We start from the raw sequence: 21209 nt of genomic DNA on the forward strand, positions 1-21209 counted from the left end.
CTCATATCAAATTATACTTATACTATAAGCACAGAAGAACCTTGAGTTTTTCGTTCTTCTAAATCTTGATGAGCTTGTATAACGTTATCAAAGTTATATTTGTTTATATTACAAGCCAATATATTTCTTTTTAATAATTCAAAAATTTCATTTGCACTTAATATTAGCTCCATTCTATCAGATTTATAGTTAAAAAGTGAAGGTCTTGTAATAAAAAGAGATTTTGGGCTTAACACAGACAAATCTATAGGATCTGGCATACCTGAGGACTGTCCAAAGCTCACAAGTAGGCCGAAATTGCTTAAACATTCTATAGATTTAAGCAAGGTATTTTTACCTATAGAATCATAAACTACGGCTACTCCTTGCCCTTCTGTAATATTATTAACTTCTTTAGCAAAATCAGTAGTATTGTAATTAATTACATGGTGGCACCCATTTTTTAGGGCTGTTTCTACTTTTTCTTCAGAGCCAACTGTGCCTATTACTGTAGCACGTAAGAATCGCGCCCAACTACATAATAATTGGCCAACCCCTCCGGCAGCTGCATGGATTAAGATTTTATCGTCAGGTTTTACAAAAAATGTTCTGCGCAATAGATAGTGGGCAGTAAGTCCTTTAAATAATGTGGAAGAAGCTTGTTCGTCGGATATACCTTCAGGAACTGCAATTAAATATTGAGGATCTATAATACGAGTATCACAATAAGATCCCATTGGTGCAGTCGCATATGCATAGCGCTCTCCTATTGTTATACCTTCTACGCCTTCTCCTATTTCTTCTACATAACCGCATGCTTCAAAACCTAAGATAGCAGGTAGCTTAGGTAGAGAATAAGAACCATTCCGATAATATACATCAATAAAGTTTATACCTATAGCAGTATGTTTTATGAGAACCATACCCTTTGGAGGCTTAGTATCCTTGATTGTTTTGAATTTTAAAACACTAGGAGAACCTGTATTTTCAATTATAATAGCTTTTGCCATAAATATTACATTGTTATATATAATAAGTTATTATATGAATATAGTCTATTATATTCATAAGAATATTAATACAATCTTTACCTTAAAATATTGTTAACAGTTGTCTAATTTATTATGAGTGAGTATTTTTATTACATACTAAGTGCCTATCTATTATGGTTTATTATAATGGCTTCATTAGGAATAACAGCATGGAAAGAGTTAGAAAATAAGGAAAAAGAGTTTAATAAGGTTATCTTGTTAAAAAAAGCTGGTTCAAAGAATAGGCAGTAAATGTATGAATTATATAAAACAGCGTATTTTTACTATTGGTGTCTCTATTTTATCAATTATTCTAGGAGTTGCTATAATATTATTTCAGTTAAAAGATAATATTACTTTTTTCTTTACCCCTAGTGAGATAAAAAATTATGAATCGGTAGAGAATAAAGTAATAAGGCTGGGAGGGCTAGTAGTTGAGGGTAGTATTAAACATTATAACGGTAGCACCGAACATATATTTACTATTACTGATAATAAAAAAAATGTGATAGTACATTATAAAGGTATATTACCTAAATTATTTAGGGTAGGGCAGGGAATAGTTGCCAAGGGCAAATTACAAGTAAATGGTATATTTGAAGCAAGTGAATTATTAACAAAGCATGATGAAAATTATGTTCCTAAGGAGTTAGGTAAATTACAAGATATTAAGTAAATTATATATGGGACCATTAACAATATATAGCCTTATACTAATATATGTTATAATTATTCTTTGTTGAGTATTTTACATTTTTAATGTAGTTTAAAAAATTTAATCTTAATGAGTAATAATAATGTTGCCAAATCAAATGGCTTTAACCAATGATAAACTATACCCAAATTCTGCATATTTATCTAGTACTGAGCATAAAGTTGAGTCCCAGGTTAGGGATTATTTTGTTTTACTAAAACCACGTGTAATGTCCTTAGTAGTTTTTACTGGAGCTGCAGGTTTATTTTTAGCTCCTGGTAGTATACATCCATTAATAGCATTAGTTACAATTTTATGTATAGCTCTTGGATCTGGGGCTGCCGGAGCTATTAATATGTGGTATGACCGTGATATAGATATGATTATGGAGCGCACGAAGAATCGGCCAATACCACGTGGTATTATACATCCTGATGATGCATTACAGTTTGGTATATTATTAGCTGCATTCTCTATCTTAATAATGGCTATTGCAGTAAATTTATTATCAGCCTTTTTATTAACGATAGCGATTTTATTTTATGTTTTAGTATATACTATGTATTTAAAACGTCGCACAGTACAAAATATTGTAATTGGCGGTGCAGCAGGTGCTATTCCACCAATGATTGGATGGGCAGCGGTGACTAGTAATGTATCTGTAGAGTCATTTATATTATTTATGATTATATTTTTTTGGACTCCACCTCATTTCTGGTCTTTAGCATTATATAAAGCAGACGATTATAAAAAAGCAAAAGTGCCGATGTTGCCAGTCACGCATGGAGAATTAATCACTAAAAGACAAATTATAATATATACAGTTATATTAAGTATAGCATCTTTATTACCTGCTATATGGTTTACTCATTTCACATATTTAATAGTAGCTATATTGCTTAATATACTATTTTTATATTATGTAGTTATGTCATATAGTGATAATAGTTATTATTATGCTAAAAAAACTTTTGGATTTTCAATATTATACTTATTTATGATATTTTTTACAATGATAATAGAAGGCGTGTATTATCAGTACTAACCTATAGAAAATTAACTTGTTATTTAGGCTAGAAGAGATGAGGTGAATTGTACAAATAGTACATAAGACAAGGAACGACAACTTACCAACTAACAAGCTAAAAAGCTATATTTACCAATTAATGATAAGGGAATATAAAAAATGCCAATCAATAATTTACATAAGCAAAAGAAATATAAAAATTGTGTTACGTTAGCTATATTATTGTGCCTGATAATACTATTATTCTATATTTCTATAATTAAATTTAGTATTACCTAATTATGAACTCAAATGGTAAACTAGCTTTGTCATTACTTATGCTAGTAGCTGGGATGTTGATGCTTACTTATGCTTCGGTACCTATTTATAGCTTATTTTGTAAACTTACTGGGTTTGCGGGAACAGCCAAAATTAATACGCAACCTACTCATGTGATAGGCACTAAAACGATTAAAGTAAGATTTGATGCTAATGTAGATAAAGATTTGCCTTGGATATTTAAGCCTAAGCAATATGAAGTGGCAGTGAAGACTGGTGAAAATACTTTAGTTTTTTATATGGCAAAAAATTTATCTAATAAGCCTATAACCGGTATGGCTATATATAATGTTACTCCCCATAAAGCTGGTGCCTATTTTAATAAAATACAATGTTTTTGCTTTGAGCAACAATTATTACTTCCAGGACAGGAGATATTAATGCCTGTATCTTTCTATATTGATCCTGAGATTGAAAAAGATCCTTATCTAGAAGATGTTACTGCTATTACTCTTTCTTATACCTTTTTTAAACAATAATTTATAATATATTTTGATATTATAACAAATTAGATAGTTATAGCCTTTTACCTTGTATTAGGTTTCTTAGCACCTAATTGTTATAAATCCTTTTTAATTTTTTTGTCTGCAAATGATAGCTTGATTTTTACCATATAAACGATATTGTTGCAAATCAAACTATAATTTTCGCTCGAAAGCCTATAAAAACAGGCTCTTTACAAAATTAGGTGCTAAGAACTCTAGGGATGTTGTCGTCCCTAGTTTTTATATTCTTTGTACACTTCAACTCGTTTTTTCTAGTCTAAATAGCAAGAAATATTTAAATTACTGCAGTATAACAATAAACTGTTAATGTTGTATAATAATATCAGTAGGTAGAATTTTACCTATAGCTTCTATTTTAAAATGAGCAAATTTATTAGATAATGTTGTAATGTCATTATCATAGCATATTTCGAGATCTGTATTCTTATTAGAATGACCACAATTTACAACTTTGGTAAATAAATGATTATGATTACTAGAACCTGCATGCATCCATATAGGTTTAATTTTATCTTTTCCAGAGATGAAATTTGATAATTTAAATTTGCTATCATAAGAATTATGAATATCAATGCTAAATACCCCGTATTTCTTTGCTACGGATAGATAGCTCTCTTGTGGAGCAATTGGCTCTGCTGCAAGGGAAGGACCAGGAGATGGTATTGCTGTAGTTTTATTGATAGGAGGATTATCTATATGGTTTTTTAGTTTTTGAGTTGTTTCATAGTGATTATTTATTATTTCCTTAGAAAGATGTTCTGCTATATTGGTAATAGCAACAAACATGTCTTGAGAATTATGCATTGTTTCTTCTATTTTAAGTTCCAAGCTCATTTGTTTTTCTTCGGAACTCATTTGCTTTTCTGCAAAACTCATCAAAACTTTATATATATTTTCTAGTGCTTTTTCATTTTTATTGGCATAGTAGGTGATCTGGTCTTGTATATCTAGATAATGTTCATGATTTACTTCATCTGATTTCTGTGTTGAATTTTCAATATGGTTTAGAATTATCTTAGTATTGATGTTTTCATGTTGTAAAATATTATCTAATAGTTTTTCTAAATTACTAAATTTTTCAGCTGTAAATTTCTGGAAGTGATTAAGTATAGTTTTAATATCACTTGAAGAGTTATCATGATTTTGAGCAAGTTCTTGAATTAACTTAACTACATTTGAGAATTCATTTTTGATTTCTTCTTTAGAAGCAAGGGTAGTAATTTTGGTGATAATATCTTTAATATCACTTGAAGAGTTATCATGATTTTGGGCAAGTTCTTGAATTAACTTAACTACATTTGAGAATTCATTTTTGATTTCTTCTTTAGAAGCAAGGGTAGTAATTTTAGTGATAATATCTTTAATATCACTTGAAGAGTTATCATGATTTTGGGCAAGTTCTTGAATTAACTTAACTACATTTGAGAATTCATTTTTGATTTCTTCTTTAGAAGCAAGGGTAGTAATTTTAGTGATAATATCTTTAATATCACTTGAAGAGTTATCATGATTTTGAGCAAGTTCTTGAATTAACTTAACTACATTTGAGAATTCATTTTTGATTTCTTCTTTAGAAGCAAGGGTAGTAATTTTAGTGATAATATCTTTAATATCACTTGAAGAGTTATCATGATTTTGGACAAGTTCTTGAATTAACTTAACTACATTTGAGAATTCATTTTTGATTTCTTCTTTAGAAGCAAGGGTAGTAATTTTAGTGATAATATCTTTAATATCACTTGAAGAGTTATCATGATTTTGGGCAAGTTCTTGAATTAACTTAACTACATTTGAGAATTCATTTTTGATTTCTTCTTTAGAAGCAAGGGTAGTAATTTTAGTGATAATATCTTTAATATCACTTGAAGAGTTATCATGATTTTGAGCAAGTTCTTGAATTAACTTAACTACATTTGAGAATTCATTTTTGATTTCTTCTTTAGAAGCAAGGGTAGTAATTTTAGTGATAATATCTTTAATATCACTTGAAGAGTTATCATGATTTTGAGCAAGTTCTTGAATTAACTTAACTACATTTGAGAATTCATTTTTGATTTCTTCTTTAGAAGCAAGGGTAGTAATTTTAGTGATAATATCTTTAATATCACTTGAAGAGTTATCATGATTTTGGGCAAGTTCTTGAATTAACTTAACTACATTTGAGAATTCATTTTTGATTTCTTCTTTAGAAGCAAGGGTAGTAATTTTGGTGATAATATCTTTAATATCACTTGAAGAGTTATCATGATTTTGGACAAGTTCTTGAATTAACTTAACTACATTTGAGAATTCATTTTTGATTTCTTCTTTAGAAGCAAGGGTAGTAATTTTAGTGATAATATCTTTAATATCACTTGAAGAGTTATCATGATTTTGGGCAAGTTCTTGAATTAACTTAACTACATTTGAGAATTCATTTTTGATTTCTTCTTTAGAAGCAAGGGTAGTAATTTTAGTGATAATATCTTTAATATCACTTGAAGAGTTATCATGATTTTGAGCAAGTTCTTGAATTAACTTAACTACATTTGAGAATTCATTTTTGATTTCTTCTTTAGAAGCAAGGGTATTTACTTTAGAAAGCGTAGTTTCAACTTCATTTTTTGAAAAAAGAGGATTGCTTTCCAATATAGATAATAATTTATTAAGCTGCTCTTCAATATGCGATAGCTCAATATTTACTTCTTTTGAAGAGTTCGAGCAGACTTCATTGTTCTGAATAAAATCTGAGTAACTATTTAATGTTTCCAGTAGTTTAGATGCTAATTGTTGAGATTTTGGCAAGTCTGCTCTATATGCATTTGATGTTAATTTATAGGCATCTGCAATTGTATTATTAAGTTTCTTAGCAGTATCGAGCGTTTCTACAAGAGAAAGTTGGAATTGATTAACATTTTCTATTAAAACTTTTGGATCATTTAACATTTTATCATACCTCACGAAATATAAACAGTTAATATTTATTAACATATTTTTAGCTTTATCACAATAAAAATTATTAATTTTTTTTAAGAAATATATTTAGGTAAATAAATATATTAAAAGGAAGAAAGATAATGTCTTTAATATATTAATTTTGGTTAATCCATGATATTAATATATAAGCTTTGAGAGATAAATATGATAGTTAATAGATACCAAGATCTAGAAAATATAAAATATTATGATCAAAGATCTTGGTATAAATGTTTATTCTGATAAAATTTTAAGTTGTACAGCTGCAGTTTTGCCTCTTTCATTGGCAAGTTCATACGAAATACGATCTCCCTGTTTGAGAGTGTTAATACCTGATGCCTGTAAAGCTTTAGCGTGGACAAATATATCTTTACCATTTGCATCGTTACTCTTTTGATCGGGTTCGATAAATCCAAAAGCTTTGATGTGACTAAACCATTTTACAGTACCAGTGGCCATAATGTCGTCTCCCTTGAATAGCAGAAGTTAATTAAAATACTAGGTGCAAGAACTTAAGATGTGTCTATAGCTAGTATTAATATAATGATACTTTATAATAAATTGAGTGTCATTTAAAATAATTTTTTAGATATATTTAAAGATACTCAATTTATTATATATCTTTTTTATCTACCTATTTGGCTAGATTTACTTATATTATTCTTAATAGTTGAAGAGAATTTGCTCGATGTAGAAGGTGTGATATATTCATCATTAGTTTTTATATGTACTAAATTTAAAACGTCATTACTAATTGATTGATTTAATCTTAACTCTTGGGAAGAAGATAGGCGTTTTTGGGTCATAGCACTACCAAATTTTGTAATTATAGTATTAATTTTTTGTTCTATTAGGGCTTGGGTATGTTTTTGGTCTATATATGGTTCTATTAGAGAAATTTGTTTAGGAGACGCTATTTGTTTGCCTAAGTTAAATAATTTAGTATAAGATAAATTTTCTACTTTATCATAATGTTCGTTAATAATTTTACTCGCTACAGTTTTAGCTAGTTTTTCTTCGTTTATAATATCCAATCCATACTTTCTTCTATTATTAGCTACTTGATATGCTTGCTTACTATTAATCCTTGTGTCAATTATGCCAGCGTAAATATTAGCAAATATATCAATTTGTGTTGAATCAAAGTTTAATATTCCTAATTCTTGCATAAGGTCTGTAGGTAGATATCTTCTTAAAAAAGCAGTACTACTTTTTCCAAAAACTATATCTGGAGTTTTATCCTCAAGGTGTACAATTCTAATTCCAGGTATTTTTTTACCTAAGATAGTTCTGTGCTGGTAATGAGTTAAGGTTTGATTTTCAATTAATGCTTTAATAATGGATTCATATATTGGCCTGATTTCTTTTTTTAAAGAACTAACAGATTTTTTCCATTGTTCTGATCTGAATTCTTTAATCGAAACTACAGGGTGAGAATTAACCATATTTCGCCTCCTATATTATTAATATATTTACTAACTTTAGTAGTTAAGTGTTAATTTATAGTTAATCGCTTGAGAATTATATTAATTTTTTAATTTTAATATCTTTAAAATAACAAGGGCTGCTTTATGGCTAGGTAGGAGAGTATTATTTGGCTTAAGAGAATTTATTGCTTCTGAAGAGGCATTAATTTGAGTTTGCCTCATTTGACTATCATGCAATAAAGTTTGTAATGCATTAGATAGTATTTTTGGAGTACATTTATTTTGTAGAAATTCAGGTATAATTTGTTTATTTGCGAGTATATTGATTAATGTTACATAGGGTATTTTTATAAGTATCTTAAGTAATAATGCAGAGAGTGGATTGACTTTATAAGCTACTATCATGGGTAATTTAGACATAGCGACTTCTAACGTACTTGTGCCTGATTTGACTAAAGCTATATTTGAAGAGTATAGGGCTGCTTTTTTTTCTTCTTCATTTGCAACAATAATAGTATTTAAATTTGCGCTGTTTACAATATTTTGTACTTTATTTATTAAATGGGGCAGAGTAATAATAATTATTTTTGATACAGTTTGGCTATTAATTAAAATTTTGGCAGTTTTGCAAAATATGGGTAATAATCTACTTAGTTCACTAATTCTGCTCCCTGGCATTATACATAATAATTTATCTTTGATATGGATATTATACTTTGTTTTGAAAATATGACTATGATTCTCTGGCTTATCAAAATCTTCAATAATTGGATGTCCTACAAAACTACATGGTAATCCTACTTTTTCAAAATAAGGGGGTTCAAAAGGTAAAAGTGCAAGTAAGTGATTATATAGTTTAGCAAATTTAACAGCCCTGCTTGGTTTATATGCCCATACGGATGGAGCTACATAATGAACAAATTTTATATCCTCTTTTTGTAGCTTTTGTACAACATTTGTGCAAAAGCCTGGAGAATCTATAGTAATGACTATGTCAGGTTTGATATATTTTATATATTGCACAGTTTCATTTATACGTTTAATAATTCGTCTAATATTAGGCAATATTTCAAAAAAGCCAATTAGTGATAATTCTTGCATAGGAAAGAACGAATTAAGGCCAGCTTTTTCCATATTATTTCCGCCAATGCCATAAAATTCTATAGGTACAGTAGAATAATAATTTAGAGCTTGCATTAATTTTGCACCTAAGTTATCACCAGACGCTTCACCTGCAATTAAAAATACTTTAAGATTAAAATTTTGCATAATTTGTTTTGCATATTTAGTTTAAACGGTATAGTTTGTTTATTAATAATAATATTATGTTATTATAAAAAAAGGTATATAAATGATAATGACCAATAATTCTATAATTTCAACTGAAATATCCGCTTATTTTCCTGTTTTAGTCTTTTTGATTGTGGCTGCAGTATTATCAGTAATTATAGTAGTAATACCTCATTTATTAGCTGTTAATAAGCCGGATGCTAATAAACTATCAGCATATGAATGTGGGTTTGATGCATTTAGCGATGCGCGTAAAAAATTTGATGTTAGATTTTATTTGGTAGCAATAATTTTTATTATATTTGATTTAGAAATAGCTTTTTTATTTCCTTGGGCTATATCTTTGGGTAAAATAGGTATATTTGGTTTTTGGTCCATGATAATCTTTCTAGTTATGTTAACTATAGGTTTTATTTATGAATGGAAAAAAGGTGCTTTAGAATGGGAATAGAATCAGGCATGAATAGTAGTCTTGGCATATTAGAACAAGAACAGATATTAACTACTGTTACTAGTGAACTTAGTAATCGAGGTTTTGTAATGGCAAAGCTTGATCAGTTAGTAAATTGGGCAAGAACAGGCTCACTATGGCCAATGACTTTTGGACTCGCTTGTTGTGCTGTGGAAATGATGCAAGCTGCAGCAAGTCGTTACGATATGGATAGATTTGGTTTGTTATTTAGGCCTAGCCCTAGACAATCAGATGTAATGATTGTAGCGGGTACTTTATGTAATAAAATGGCGCCAGCGCTGCGTAGGGTTTATGACCAGATGGCAGAACCAAGATATGTTATTTCAATGGGAAGTTGTGCCAATGGTGGAGGTTATTATCATTATTCATATTCAGTGATCAGGGGGTGTGATCGTATAGTACCAGTGGATGTATATGTACCTGGTTGTCCTCCAACCTCTGAGGCATTAATGTACGGTGTTTTACAATTGCAAAAAAAAATAAAGCGTACGGGTAAAATAAGGCGTTAGATTATATGGAATTAGAAAATTATTTAAAATCATTAATTACTTGGCTACCAAAAGATGCATTCACAAGTGGAGAGGTCAATAATGATTTCATAATGTTGAATATTGAAAAAGAATATATAAAAGAAGTATTGTTAATGCTAAGGGATAATCCTGAAGGTAAGTTTAAAATACTTTTAGATGTTTGTGGAATTGATTATCCAGCACGAGAGAAGCGTTTTGAGGTAATATATAATTTGTTAAGTGTTCATTATAATATAAGAATAGTTATTAAAGTAATGCTTGAGGATAGGGAGAGTATAGAATCTGTCACTGATTTATTTAGTGTAGCTAATTGGTTTGAGAGAGAAGTTTGGGATATGTATGGAATTAGGTTTGAAAAACATCCTGATTTAAGGCGTATTTTGACAGATTATGGCTTTGAGGGTCATCCGCTGCGTAAGGACTTCCCTTTAACTGGTTATGTAGAGTTAAGATATGATCTTGAACAAAAGAAGGTTGTATATGAGCCAGTAAAGTTAATGCAAGAATATAGAAGATTTGATTTTTTGAGTCCTTGGGAAAAGGGAGAATATGTATTGCCAGGTGATGAAAAAGCTACTAAATAACTTTGTATGAATGCAATTAGAGTTTTAAGAAAATGAAAGAAGTTAATTTAAAGAATTTAACGTTAAATTTTGGTCCTCAGCATCCTGCTGCGCATGGAGTTATGCGTCTTATTCTTGAAATGGATGGAGAGTTGATTGAGCGTGCTGATCCACATATAGGTTTGCTACATCGTGGTACTGAAAAATTAATTGAACATAAAACTTATATTCAGGCTTTACCTTATTTTGATCGTTTAGATTATGTATCTCCAATGAATCAGGAGCATGCATTTGCTCTTGCAATTGAAAAACTATTGGGGTGTGAAATTCCAATACGTGCTCAATATATTAGAGTATTATTTAGTGAATTAACTCGTTTATTGAATCACACTTTAAATATAGCTACGCAGGCTTTGGATGTAGGGGCTACTACTCCTATGTTGTGGATGTTTGAAGATCGTGAGATAATGATGGGGTTCTATGAGCGTGCTTCAGGTGCTCGCATGCATTCTAATTATTTTCGTCCTGGAGGGGTGGCTCAAGATATTACACCTGACTTATTAGATGATATAGCAAAATTTATAGAAGATTTTCCTAAAAAAATTATGCATATAGAGGAGTTATTAACGGAAAATCGTATATGGAAGCAAAGGTTGGTAGATATAGGTAAAGTTACCATGGAGCAAGCAATGGACTGGGGGTTTACAGGGCCTATGCTGAGAGGATCGGGTGTAGCTTGGGATTTACGTAGGAATAGGCCTTATGAAATATATGATCAATTAGAATTTTCTGTACCTGTAGGTAAGAATGGAGATTGTTATGATCGTTATTTAATTAGAATTGAAGAAATGTATCAATCTGTAAATCTAATTAAGCAATGTTTAGATAAAATGTCTTTGGGGCCTGTTCGTACTTCGGATAGAAAGATTGTACCTCCGCCAAGAGCGGAAATGAAGAGATCTATGGAGGCCTTAATTCACCATTTTAAATTATATACAGAAGGCTATCATGTGGCGGCGGGAGAATATTATGCAGCAGTAGAGGCTCCTAAGGGAGAATTTGGAGTGTATTTAGTATCTGATGGCACCAATAAGCCTCATCGCTGTAGAATTAGAGCACCTGGATTTGCTCATTTACAGGGAATGGATTTTATGTCAAAAGGTCATTTACTTGCTGATATTGTAACTATTATTGGAAGTTTAGATATAGTATTTGGCGAGATAGATAGATAAAGTGTTTAAAAGGATAGTATATAGGATTGCGTGAAGTTATGCATCATAATCAGGATACAATAGAATTATTTCAATTTACGTCTGAGAACTTAGAACTAGCTCAACGTATAATGAATAAATATCCAAAAGATAGGAAAGCTAGTGCTGTATTGCCACTATTAGATTTAGCTCAGCGTCAGGAAGGTTGGGTTTCTAAGTCGTCTATGAATTATATTGCACATCTGCTTGGTATGTCAGAAATGAAAGTTTATGAAGTGGCAAATTTTTATACTATGTTTAATCTAAAACCTGTAGGTAAATATTTGGTACAAATCTGTGGTACTACACCTTGTTGGTTGCGTGGTGCTGAAAATATAATGAATATATGTAAGAAACATTTATCAATTGCTCAGGAAGAAACTACTGAGGATGGGTTATTTACTTTGAAAGAAGTAGAATGCTTAGGTGCCTGTGTGAATGCGCCTGTAATACAGATTAATGATGATTATTATGAAGATTTAGATGGGGGAAGTATAATAGAAATACTGGATAAGCTTAAGAATGGTGAAGTGGTTCATAAAGGATCTCAGATAGGAAGGAGATCTTCAGAACCTTTTGAGGATAACTCTAATGTTCAGGGGGATAATAATGAAAAATAATATCAGATCTTTATTTTTAGTTGTTATAATTTTTATATGTGGTTTAAAAAATGTTTATAGCCAGACAAATGATGTCAAAGCAGATGCGGTAGTATTGCATATAAAAGATCAAATTGCTCAGAAAGGTGATATAGTGAGTAAGCCAAGTAAAGAAAAATGTGTAATGACTCGAGCAGAGGGTTATAATGATCTTTATCATACGGAAAATGATGAATGTGTATGTAAAGCTGATATACATTATCCAGAAATTGTGAATGGTGATTATAATGTTGCTACTGAGATTAATGAATATTTGAAAAAATTTGCTGAGGAATTCGGATGTCAAGATGATTATAGTTTTGGGGAATATACCTTAAAGTATAAGATAATGTCTTTACGTAGTCCTATAGTATCAATAGAGTTTTATTACACAGAGGATACAGGTGGTGCGCATGGTATGTATGGTGTTAATACATTAAATTTTAATGTTAAAACAGGTGATAAAGTTTTGTTAGAAGATTTAGTGAATGTAAACAACCAAAAGAAAATAAATGATTATTTATTAAATATTCTCAAAAAAGATTCGAGAAGCTTTTATAATCCAGAAATGCAGGTAGATTTTGCTTCTAGTGATGTAATAAAAAATTTTGATACACAGTCATTTTATGTAACTGCAAAGGGTATTATGTTACAGTTTAATCCATATGAGGTGGGTCCTTATTCTTCGGGTATTATTACTGTAGAATTACCATCAGAATTTATTAACCAAGATTATTTTACTAAATATGTTACAAAATAAAGATAGAATATTTACTAACCTTTATGGTTTAGACAGTTTTAGCATAGAAGATGCTAAAAAGCGTGGTGATTGGAATAATACTAAGGAAATTCTTAGTAAAGGACGTGAATGGATTATTGAAGAGGTTAAAAAATCTGGTTTACGAGGTAGAGGTGGTGCAGGGTTTTCTACTGGACTGAAATGGTCGTTTATGCCTAAGCAGTCAAATAAACCAGCCTATTTAGTTGTGAATGCCGATGAAAGTGAACCTGGTGCCTGCAAGGATAGAGAAATTTTACGAAATGAGCCTCATAAATTATTAGAAGGATGCTTAATAGCTAGTTTTGCAATAGGAGCTACGAGCTGCTATATATATGTACGTGGAGAATTTTATAATGAAGCTTCTCATTTGCAGATAGCGATAGATCAAGCTTATGCAGATGGGTTATTAGGTGTAAATGCCTGCGGTTCTGGTTATGATTTAAACGTTTATTTGCATCGAGGAGCGGGTGCGTATATTTGTGGTGAGGAAACGGCTTTATTGCAAAGTTTGGAAGGAAAAGTTGGTATGCCACGCTTGAAACCTCCATTTCCTGCTGGTGTAGGATTATATGGTTGTCCTACCACTATTAATAATGTTGAGTCAATTTCAGTTGTACCTACAATTTTAAGAAGGGGTGCTGATTGGTTTGCAAGTCTTGGTCGCCCAAACAATACTGGAACAAAGATTTTTTCTATATCTGGCCATGTAAATAAACCATGTAATGTAGAAGAAGAAATGGGAATAACATTAAAGGAATTAATAGAAAATCATGCTGGTGGGGTGCAAGGTGGATGGGATAATTTATTGGCAGTTATTCCAGGTGGGGCATCTGTTCCAATGATACCTAAATCTGTTTGTGATACAGTATTAATGGATTTTGATAGTTTAAGAGAAGTCAAGTCTGGGCTTGGGACTGCATCTATAATTGTTATGAATAAATCTACGGATATAATTTATGCTATTGCTAGATTAAGTAAATTTTATATGCATGAATCATGTGGGCAGTGTACTCCTTGTAGAGAAGGTACTGGCTGGATGTGGCGTATGATGATGAGGTTAGTTAAAGGTAATGCTAAAATAGAAGATATTGACTTGCTTGAGCAAGTCACAAAGCAAATTGAAGGCCATACTATTTGTGCATTAGGAGATGCTGCGGCTTGGCCTATACAGGGACTAGTAAGACATTTCAGAAGTGAAATAGAGGAGAGAATAAGGTGCCAAAACTAACTATTGATGGAAAAGAAATTGAAGTAGATGAAGGTTTAACAGTATTACAAGCTTGTGAAATTGCCGGAGTATCTATACCTAGATTTTGCTATCATGATAGATTATCTATTGCGGGTAATTGTAGAATGTGTTTAGTGGAAATGGAAAAATCTTCTAAACCTATAGCTTCTTGCGCTATGCCAGTTTCTGAAAATATGGTAATTCATACAGATACCCCTATGGTAAAAAAAGCGCGTGAAGGGGTAATGGAATTTTTGCTTATAAATCATCCTCTTGATTGCCCTATTTGCGACCAAGGAGGAGAATGTGATTTACAAGATCAGGCGATGTCTTATGGTAGGGGAGTTAGTCGTTTTTTTGAAGAAAAAAGGGCTGTAAAAGAAAAATATATGGGTCCTTTAATAAAGACATATATGACTAGATGTATACATTGTACCAGATGTGTACGATTTTTAAATGAAGTTGCGGGTATAGAAGAATTAGGTACTATAGGACGTGGTGAACATATGGAAGTTACTACATATGTAGAAAAATCTTTAACTTCTGAGCTTTCTGGTAATATTATAGACCTTTGTCCTGTAGGGGCTTTAACATCAAGGCCTTATGCATTTCAAGCACGCAGTTGGGAATTAACAAAAACTGAATCTATAGATGTGCTTGATGCGGTGGGTAGTAATATTAGAGTTGATTCGCGTGGAACAACGGTTATGAGGATTTTACCAAGATTACATGAAGATATTAATGAAGAGTGGATTTCTGATAAAACAAGATTTGCATATGATGGTTTAAGAGTGCAAAGATTGGATCGCCCTATGTTACGTAAGGATGGTAAGTTACACACTGTAAGTTGGTATGAAGCTTTAACTGCTGTAGCTTCAAAGTTATCGCAAACGAGAGGAGATAAAATTGCTGCTATCGCAGGAGATTTAGCTGATTTAGAATCTATGATGGCTTTAAAAGATTTAATGGATTCTTTAGATTGCAATAATATAGAGTGTAGGCAAGATGGTAGTATAGCTAATACTTCTGAGCGAGTTTCTTATTTATTTAATACCACTATAGCTGGTATAGAGGAAGCTGATTTGTGCTTATTAATCGGTACCAATCCAAGATATGAAGCATCAATTATAAATGCACGTTTGAGGAAGAGATATAGGGCAGGAGGTTTTACCATAGCTTCTATAGGGCCTAGAAATGATTTAACATATCCTGTACAAAATTTAGGAGATAATGTTGATATTTTAAGAGAATTACTTGATCAAAAACATGAATTTGTAAGAAAGATACTTGATGCTAAGAATCCAATGTTAATTTTAGGAACAGGAGTAATGACTCGTCCTGATGCAGAAGCTATTCTTGCGCTAGTGAGTGAATTAGCAGAAAAATTAGGTTTTGTAAGGGATGATTGGAATGGATTTAATGTTTTACAAAGAGCTGCATCAAGAGTAGGGGCTCTAGATATTGGTTTTGTCCCCAAGGAGAGTGGAAAAAATTTAGGAGAAATCTTGGGGGCTACTTCTAGAGATGAGATTAAGATAGTATATTTGCTTGGTGCTGATGAGATAGATATGTCTAAGTTAGGTAATAGTTTTGTGATATATCAGGGGCACCATGGAGATAAGGGGGCTCATAGGGCTGATGTAATTTTCCCTGGAGCAGCTTATACTGAGAAAAGCGGTACGTATATTAATTTAGAAGGGCGCCTGCAACGTACTAAACAAGCGGTATTTCCTCCTGGTGATGCTAAAGAAGATTGGAAGATTATAAAAGAATTATCTAAATATTTGAATAAAAGTTTATCTTATGAATCCATTGAAGAGTTAAGGAATAGAATAGCAAAAGTTATTCCGTATATCTATGAAATAGACAAGATTACACCTACAAAATGGACAAAATTTGGTAAAGCTGGTGAATTGCTTAGCTTGCCTTTTGAAAATGTAATAAATAATTATTATATGACAGATGTAATTAGCAGAGCTTCAAAAACTATGGCTGAATGTAGTACAATTTTAAAGGATGAGAAGGCAGCCTAATGGAACATGTAATGTTTTTAATTAATATTCTAATTAAAATTATTTTAGTTATAGTACCATTATTAATATGCGTTGCATATTTGACTTATGCTGAAAGGCGGGTTATTGGTTTGATGCAAATGCGTAAAGGTCCGAACGTAGTTGGGGTATTTGGTTTATTGCAGCCATGGGCCGATGCTATAAAATTAATGTTCAAAGAGGTTATATTACCTATTAAAGCTGATAAGGTAATGTTTATGTTAGCTCCTATGATAACATTTACGTTAAGCTTGGGTGCGTGGGCGGTGATACCTGTAAATATAAAAATGGAAGTAGCTAATATTAATGTAGGGATATTATATTTATTAGCAATATCTTCTTTGAGCGTGTATGGAATTATTATTGCTGGTTGGGCAAGTAATTCACAATATGCATTTTTAGGAGCTATACGTTCTTCGGCGCAAATGATTTCTTATGAAGTATCTATTGGTTTAATCTTAATCACAGTGCTTGTGACAACTGGATCTTTGAATATTACAGAAATAGTTATGGCTCAGCAAAATATGAAATGGTATATACAGCTATTGCTGTTTCCAATGATGATTATATTTTTTATTTCTTGTTTAGCAGAAACTAACAGGCATCCATTTGATTTGCCGGAAGCTGAATCAGAGCTTGTAGCCGGTTATAATGTTGAATATTCTTCAATGACATTTGCAATGTTTTTCCTTGGTGAATATGCTAATATGGTGCTTGCAAGTGCTATGATTACAATTTTATTTATGGGTGGATGGTTGCCACCATTTAATATTGAATTTTTACAATGTGTGCCTGGAGTTGTCTGGTTTGTATTAAAAGTTGCATTTTGGTTATTTTGTTTTTTATGGATTAGAGCTACTCTTCCTAGGTATAGGTATGATCAACTAATGAGAATAGGTTGGAAATTATTTTTACCAATATCACTGATGTGGGTAGTGTTAGTTTCAGGTGTATTGGTGTATTTGGATGAATTACCCAAATAAGAATTAAAGTTGGAGGATTTAGTGATATTTGGAGATAAATTAGCAAGAAATATGTTTTTATATGAAATTATTTCTGGCATGTTATTGACATTTAAATATTTGTTCAAACCTAAGGTTACTATAAATTACCCTTATGAGAAGGGGGCAATTAGTCCAAGATTTAGGGGAGAGCATGCTTTAAGAAGGTATCCTAATGGTGAAGAAAGGTGTATAGCTTGTAAATTATGTGAAGCTGTATGTCCTGCGCAAGCTATTACCATTGAAGCAGAATCTAGAGAAGATGGAAGTCGTCGTACTACTAAGTATGATATTGATATGACAAAATGTATTTATTGTGGATTATGTCAAGAATCATGTCCTGTTGATGCGATAGTTGAGGGACCCAATTTTGAATTTGCTACAGAGACTCATGAAGAACTATTATATAATAAAGATAAGCTGTTAGCGAATGGTGAGATTTGGGAAGAAGCTATTGCGGCGGATATAAAAGCAGATTATGATTATAGATAAAATTAAAATATTGATTATTGTTTTAGGAATTATTTGTGAAATATGATATTGGATTGATATAAAAATGTACCAAATTATTACAGGACTGTTGTTTTATGCTTTTTCCATAGTTACAATTGTAGCAGCGATTATGGTAATTTCAATGCGTAACCCAGTGCATTCAGTGTTATCTCTTATTGTAAGTTTTTTTGCTGCTTCTGGGTTATTTATTTTAGTAGGTGCAGAATTTATAGCAATGGTGCTTGTAATTGTATATGTAGGTGCTGTAGCTGTATTATTTTTATTTGTGATTATGATGCTTGATATAGATATTGTAGAATTACGCAAGGGTTTTTTAAAGCATTTACCATTTGTAATATTAGTTTCTCTAATAATATTTGTTGATTTATATTTAGTCATAATGCAGTCTGTATATAATATGCAAGGGGTCAATAATATTGCATTTCCTATACCGGATTTATCTCAAATAAGTAATACTCATGCTATTGGTAAAATTTTATATACTAATTATTTTTATCCTTTTCAAATTGCGGGGCTTATTTTATTTATAGCAATGATAAGTTGCATAGTATTAACTTTACGTTATAAACATGGTATACGTAAGCAAAATATTATGCAGCAAATATCGCGTAAGCGTAGTGATTCAATCGAGTTAGTAAAAATTAAGCTTGGTACAGGTATAGGTGGAAATGATGAATCTGGAAAATAATATTTATATAATGCAGTTTTTAACAATAGGGGCAACGCATTATTTAATTGTTGCTGCTATTATTTTTGTCCTAGGCATATCTGGAATATTTTTAAATCGTAAAAATGTTATTACTATTTTATTGTCTATAGAACTCATGCTACTCGCAATAAATATAAACTTTGTAGCTTTTTCTGTATATTTAAAAGATCTTACTGGACAGATTTTTAGTTTATTTGTATTGACAATTGCAGCAGCAGAATCAGCAATAGGACTTGCTATAGTAGTATTATATTATAGAAATCGTAAAACTATTGCGGTAGAAAATATTAATAAATTGAAAGGATAACAGATGAAAAATGAAATAGTTTTCTTAGTCTTTATTCCTTTAATTACGTCAGTGATATCTGGCCTATTTATGCAAAGGGTTAATGCGGCATTAGCTCAATTTCTAACTTGCATTGGGATGGCAATATCATCGTTTTTATCTTTAATAATTTTTTATAATATAATTATAAAAGGATATAATTATAATACAGTAGAGCTTTTAAGATGGATAGAGATTAATGAACTAGTTGTAAATTGGGCTTTAAAAGTAGATGCATTAACAGCTGTGATGCTAGTGGTAGTGACAGTGGTTTCTTTTTTAGTGCACGTATATTCTGTGGGTTATATGCATGATGATCAACATAAACCACGATTTATGTCGTATTTATCTTTGTTTACCTTCTTTATGTTGATGTTAGTTACCTCTGATAATTTTTTACAATTGTTTTTAGGATGGGAAGGAGTAGGATTATGCTCCTATTTATTGATAGGGTTTTGGTATCAAAAAAATAGTGCAAATTTAGCTGCTATGAAGGCTTTTATAGTAAATAGAGTTGGAGATTTTGGGTTTATATTAGGTATTTTTTCTATATATTTGATATTTAATTCTTTACAATTTGATCAAATTTTTAAATTAGTTAATGAATATAGCTATAAGACTTTTAATATATTAGGTTATAATATTTCTGCGATTGAAATAAGTTGTATGTTGTTGTTCATAGGGTGTATGGGTAAATCAGCGCAGCTAGGCTTGCATATATGGCTACCAGATGCCATGGAAGGACCTACCCCTGTATCTGCTCTTATACATGCGGCAACTATGGTAACTGCGGGGGTATTTTTACTAGTTAGATGCTCTTGGTTATTTCAATATGCTCCTATAGTATTGTATATAATTACCGTTATAGGTGCTTTAACTTGTATTTTTGCGGCTACTATTGCTTTAACTCAAAACGATATTAAAAAAATTATAGCATACTCAACATGTAGTCAATTAGGTTATATGTTTTTTGCGTGTGGTGTTTCCGCATATAATGTAGCTCTGTTTCATTTAGCTACTCATGCGTTTTTTAAAGCTTTATTGTTTCTGGGAGCTGGTAGTGTAATACATGCTATGTCTGGTGAACAAGACATTAATAAAATGGGAGGTATTTGGCGTAAAATTCCATTTACTTATCTAATGATGTGGATTGGTTCCTTAGCTTTAGCAGGAATTTATCCATTTGCGGGTTATTATTCTAAAGATATGATAATAGAGGCGGCATATTTATCTCCAAGTGAAAGTGGAAGATTTGCTTATTGGATAGGCATTAGTGCAGCTTTTTGCACAGCTTTTTATTCTTGGCGTTTATTAATAAAAGTATTTCATGGTAAATTTAAGAATGAACCAACTGTTTGGAAAAGAGTACATGAATCTCCGTTATTTATGACAATACCTTTATTTATATTATCTCTTGGAGCTATTTTTTCGGGTATAATTGGTGAAAAGTTGCATATAGTGGACAATACAAATAAATTTTGGCATGGTGCTATAGAAATATTCCACAGTCATTCACATCATATACCTGTTTTATATAAGTTTATGCCCATGGGTGTAGGTATATTAGGTATAGTTATAGCTGTTATATATTATGTAGTATTTAAGGTACTACCTGATATTACTAAATCTACTATTTCTCCTTTATATAATTTATCTTATTACAAATATTATTGGGATGAGATATATGAATATATAGTTATTAAACCTATACGTTGCTTAAGTGTGGTATTGTGGAAAAAAATTGATAATGTGATTATAGATGGTTTAGGCCCAAATGGTGTAGTTAAAATTATAAATTTATTATCTACAAAAGTTACTAAAATGCAAACTGGATATTTATATCATTATGCATATATAATGCTCGGTGCCGTGATGGTGTTAACTAGTTGGTATATATTTAATATAATAAATTAATAAAATT

Annotated in this window: 21 protein-coding genes; 16 read left to right on the forward strand and 5 right to left on the reverse strand. The window is 31.0% G+C overall.

Annotation, left to right across the window (positions count from 1 at the left end; translation table 11 throughout):
- Nucleotides 1–17 precede the first annotated feature (17 nt).
- On the reverse strand, nt 18–989 hold the full coding sequence (gene qorA, locus NOVO_08020; protein AIL65935.1) for a Quinone oxidoreductase 1: 972 nt from the start codon (nt 987–989) through the stop codon (nt 18–20).
- 277 nt (nt 990–1266) lie between these two features.
- Here qorA and ccmE point away from each other — a divergent pair, with 277 nt between their 5' ends.
- The 3 genes from ccmE (at nt 1267) to ctaG (ending at nt 3528) form a co-directional block, all read left to right on the forward strand.
- Nucleotides 1267–1686: a Cytochrome C biogenesis protein CcmE gene (gene ccmE / locus NOVO_08030; protein AIL65936.1), complete on the forward strand. Its 420-nt coding sequence runs from the start codon at nt 1267–1269 to the stop codon at nt 1684–1686.
- A 121-nt stretch (nt 1687–1807) separates the two neighbouring features.
- The gene (gene ctaB, locus NOVO_08035) at nt 1808–2749 is read left to right on the forward strand and encodes a Protoheme IX farnesyltransferase (protein ID AIL65937.1); all 942 of its coding nucleotides are present in this window, start codon (nt 1808–1810) and stop codon (nt 2747–2749) included.
- 263 nt (nt 2750–3012) lie between these two features.
- A complete protein-coding gene (gene ctaG / locus NOVO_08040; protein AIL65938.1) occupies nt 3013–3528 on the forward strand; it encodes a Cytochrome C oxidase assembly protein CtaG in 516 nt (171 codons plus the stop codon).
- Nucleotides 3529–3858: 330 nt separating this feature from the next.
- Here the strand turns inward: ctaG and NOVO_08045 are convergent, their stop codons facing one another.
- From NOVO_08045 to lpxB, 4 genes are all read right to left on the reverse strand, one after another.
- On the reverse strand, nt 3859–6480 hold the full coding sequence (locus tag NOVO_08045) for a hypothetical protein (protein AIL65939.2): 2622 nt from the start codon (nt 6478–6480) through the stop codon (nt 3859–3861).
- A 264-nt stretch (nt 6481–6744) separates the two neighbouring features.
- Nucleotides 6745–6969 carry a Cold shock protein gene (gene cspE, locus NOVO_08050; GenBank protein ID AIL65940.1) on the reverse strand — a complete coding sequence of 75 codons (225 nt, stop codon included), beginning with the start codon at nt 6967–6969 and terminating at the stop codon, nt 6745–6747.
- A 167-nt stretch (nt 6970–7136) separates the two neighbouring features.
- Entirely contained in the window at nt 7137–7955 is an 819-nt protein-coding gene (locus tag NOVO_08055; GenBank protein AIL65941.1) for a hypothetical protein, read from the reverse strand.
- Nucleotides 7956–8036: 81 nt separating this feature from the next.
- Nucleotides 8037–9206: a Lipid-A-disaccharide synthase gene (gene lpxB / locus NOVO_08060; GenBank protein AIL65942.1), complete on the reverse strand. Its 1170-nt coding sequence runs from the start codon at nt 9204–9206 to the stop codon at nt 8037–8039.
- Between the two features lie 82 nt (nt 9207–9288).
- Here lpxB and ndhC point away from each other — a divergent pair, with 82 nt between their 5' ends.
- The 13 genes from ndhC (at nt 9289) to nuoL (ending at nt 21202) form a co-directional block, all read left to right on the forward strand.
- Nucleotides 9289–9678 (forward strand): NAD(P)H-quinone oxidoreductase subunit 3, encoded by a 390-nt coding sequence (ndhC, locus tag NOVO_08065; protein ID AIL65943.1) that lies wholly within the window; start codon nt 9289–9291, stop codon nt 9676–9678.
- The gene (gene nuoB, locus NOVO_08070; GenBank protein AIL65944.1) at nt 9669–10208 is read left to right on the forward strand and encodes an NADH-quinone oxidoreductase subunit B; all 540 of its coding nucleotides are present in this window, start codon (nt 9669–9671) and stop codon (nt 10206–10208) included. The genes ndhC and nuoB overlap by 10 nt, the downstream gene beginning before the upstream one ends.
- A 5-nt stretch (nt 10209–10213) precedes the next feature.
- Nucleotides 10214–10813 carry an NADH-quinone oxidoreductase subunit C 1 gene (gene nqo5 / locus NOVO_08075; protein AIL65945.1) on the forward strand — a complete coding sequence of 200 codons (600 nt, stop codon included), beginning with the start codon at nt 10214–10216 and terminating at the stop codon, nt 10811–10813.
- Between the two features lie 32 nt (nt 10814–10845).
- Nucleotides 10846–12024 carry an NADH-quinone oxidoreductase subunit D gene (gene nuoD / locus NOVO_08080; protein ID AIL65946.1) on the forward strand — a complete coding sequence of 393 codons (1179 nt, stop codon included), beginning with the start codon at nt 10846–10848 and terminating at the stop codon, nt 12022–12024.
- A 38-nt stretch (nt 12025–12062) separates the two neighbouring features.
- The gene (nqo2, locus tag NOVO_08085; protein ID AIL65947.1) at nt 12063–12662 is read left to right on the forward strand and encodes an NADH-quinone oxidoreductase chain 2; all 600 of its coding nucleotides are present in this window, start codon (nt 12063–12065) and stop codon (nt 12660–12662) included.
- The gene (locus NOVO_08090; GenBank protein AIL65948.1) at nt 12634–13440 is read left to right on the forward strand and encodes a hypothetical protein; all 807 of its coding nucleotides are present in this window, start codon (nt 12634–12636) and stop codon (nt 13438–13440) included. The genes nqo2 and NOVO_08090 overlap by 29 nt, the downstream gene beginning before the upstream one ends.
- Entirely contained in the window at nt 13427–14689 is a 1263-nt protein-coding gene (nqo1, locus tag NOVO_08095; GenBank protein AIL65949.1) for an NADH-quinone oxidoreductase subunit F, read from the forward strand. Before NOVO_08090 ends, nqo1 begins: the two co-directional genes overlap by 14 nt.
- Entirely contained in the window at nt 14677–16722 is a 2046-nt protein-coding gene (gene nqo3, locus NOVO_08100) for an NADH-quinone oxidoreductase chain 3 (protein AIL65950.1), read from the forward strand. The genes nqo1 and nqo3 overlap by 13 nt, the downstream gene beginning before the upstream one ends.
- The gene (gene nuoH / locus NOVO_08105) at nt 16722–17723 is read left to right on the forward strand and encodes an NADH-quinone oxidoreductase subunit H (GenBank protein AIL65951.1); all 1002 of its coding nucleotides are present in this window, start codon (nt 16722–16724) and stop codon (nt 17721–17723) included. The genes nqo3 and nuoH overlap by 1 nt, the downstream gene beginning before the upstream one ends.
- Nucleotides 17724–17744: 21 nt before the next feature.
- Nucleotides 17745–18233 (forward strand): NADH-quinone oxidoreductase subunit I, encoded by a 489-nt coding sequence (gene nuoI / locus NOVO_08110; GenBank protein AIL65952.1) that lies wholly within the window; start codon nt 17745–17747, stop codon nt 18231–18233.
- A gap of 64 nt (nt 18234–18297) precedes the next feature.
- Nucleotides 18298–18942, forward strand: a complete 645-nt coding sequence (gene nuoJ, locus NOVO_08115) for an NADH-quinone oxidoreductase subunit J (protein ID AIL65953.1) — start codon at nt 18298–18300, stop codon at nt 18940–18942.
- Entirely contained in the window at nt 18923–19270 is a 348-nt protein-coding gene (gene nuoK, locus NOVO_08120; GenBank protein ID AIL65954.1) for an NADH-quinone oxidoreductase subunit K, read from the forward strand. Before nuoJ ends, nuoK begins: the two co-directional genes overlap by 20 nt.
- A 3-nt stretch (nt 19271–19273) precedes the next feature.
- On the forward strand, nt 19274–21202 hold the full coding sequence (nuoL, locus tag NOVO_08125; protein ID AIL65955.1) for an NADH-quinone oxidoreductase subunit L: 1929 nt from the start codon (nt 19274–19276) through the stop codon (nt 21200–21202).
- The last annotated feature ends 7 nt before the right edge of the window (nt 21203–21209 follow it).

The sequence above is a fragment of the Rickettsiales bacterium Ac37b genome (assembly GCA_000746585.2).
Taxonomy (GTDB): domain Bacteria; phylum Pseudomonadota; class Alphaproteobacteria; order Rickettsiales; family Arcanibacteraceae; genus Ac37b.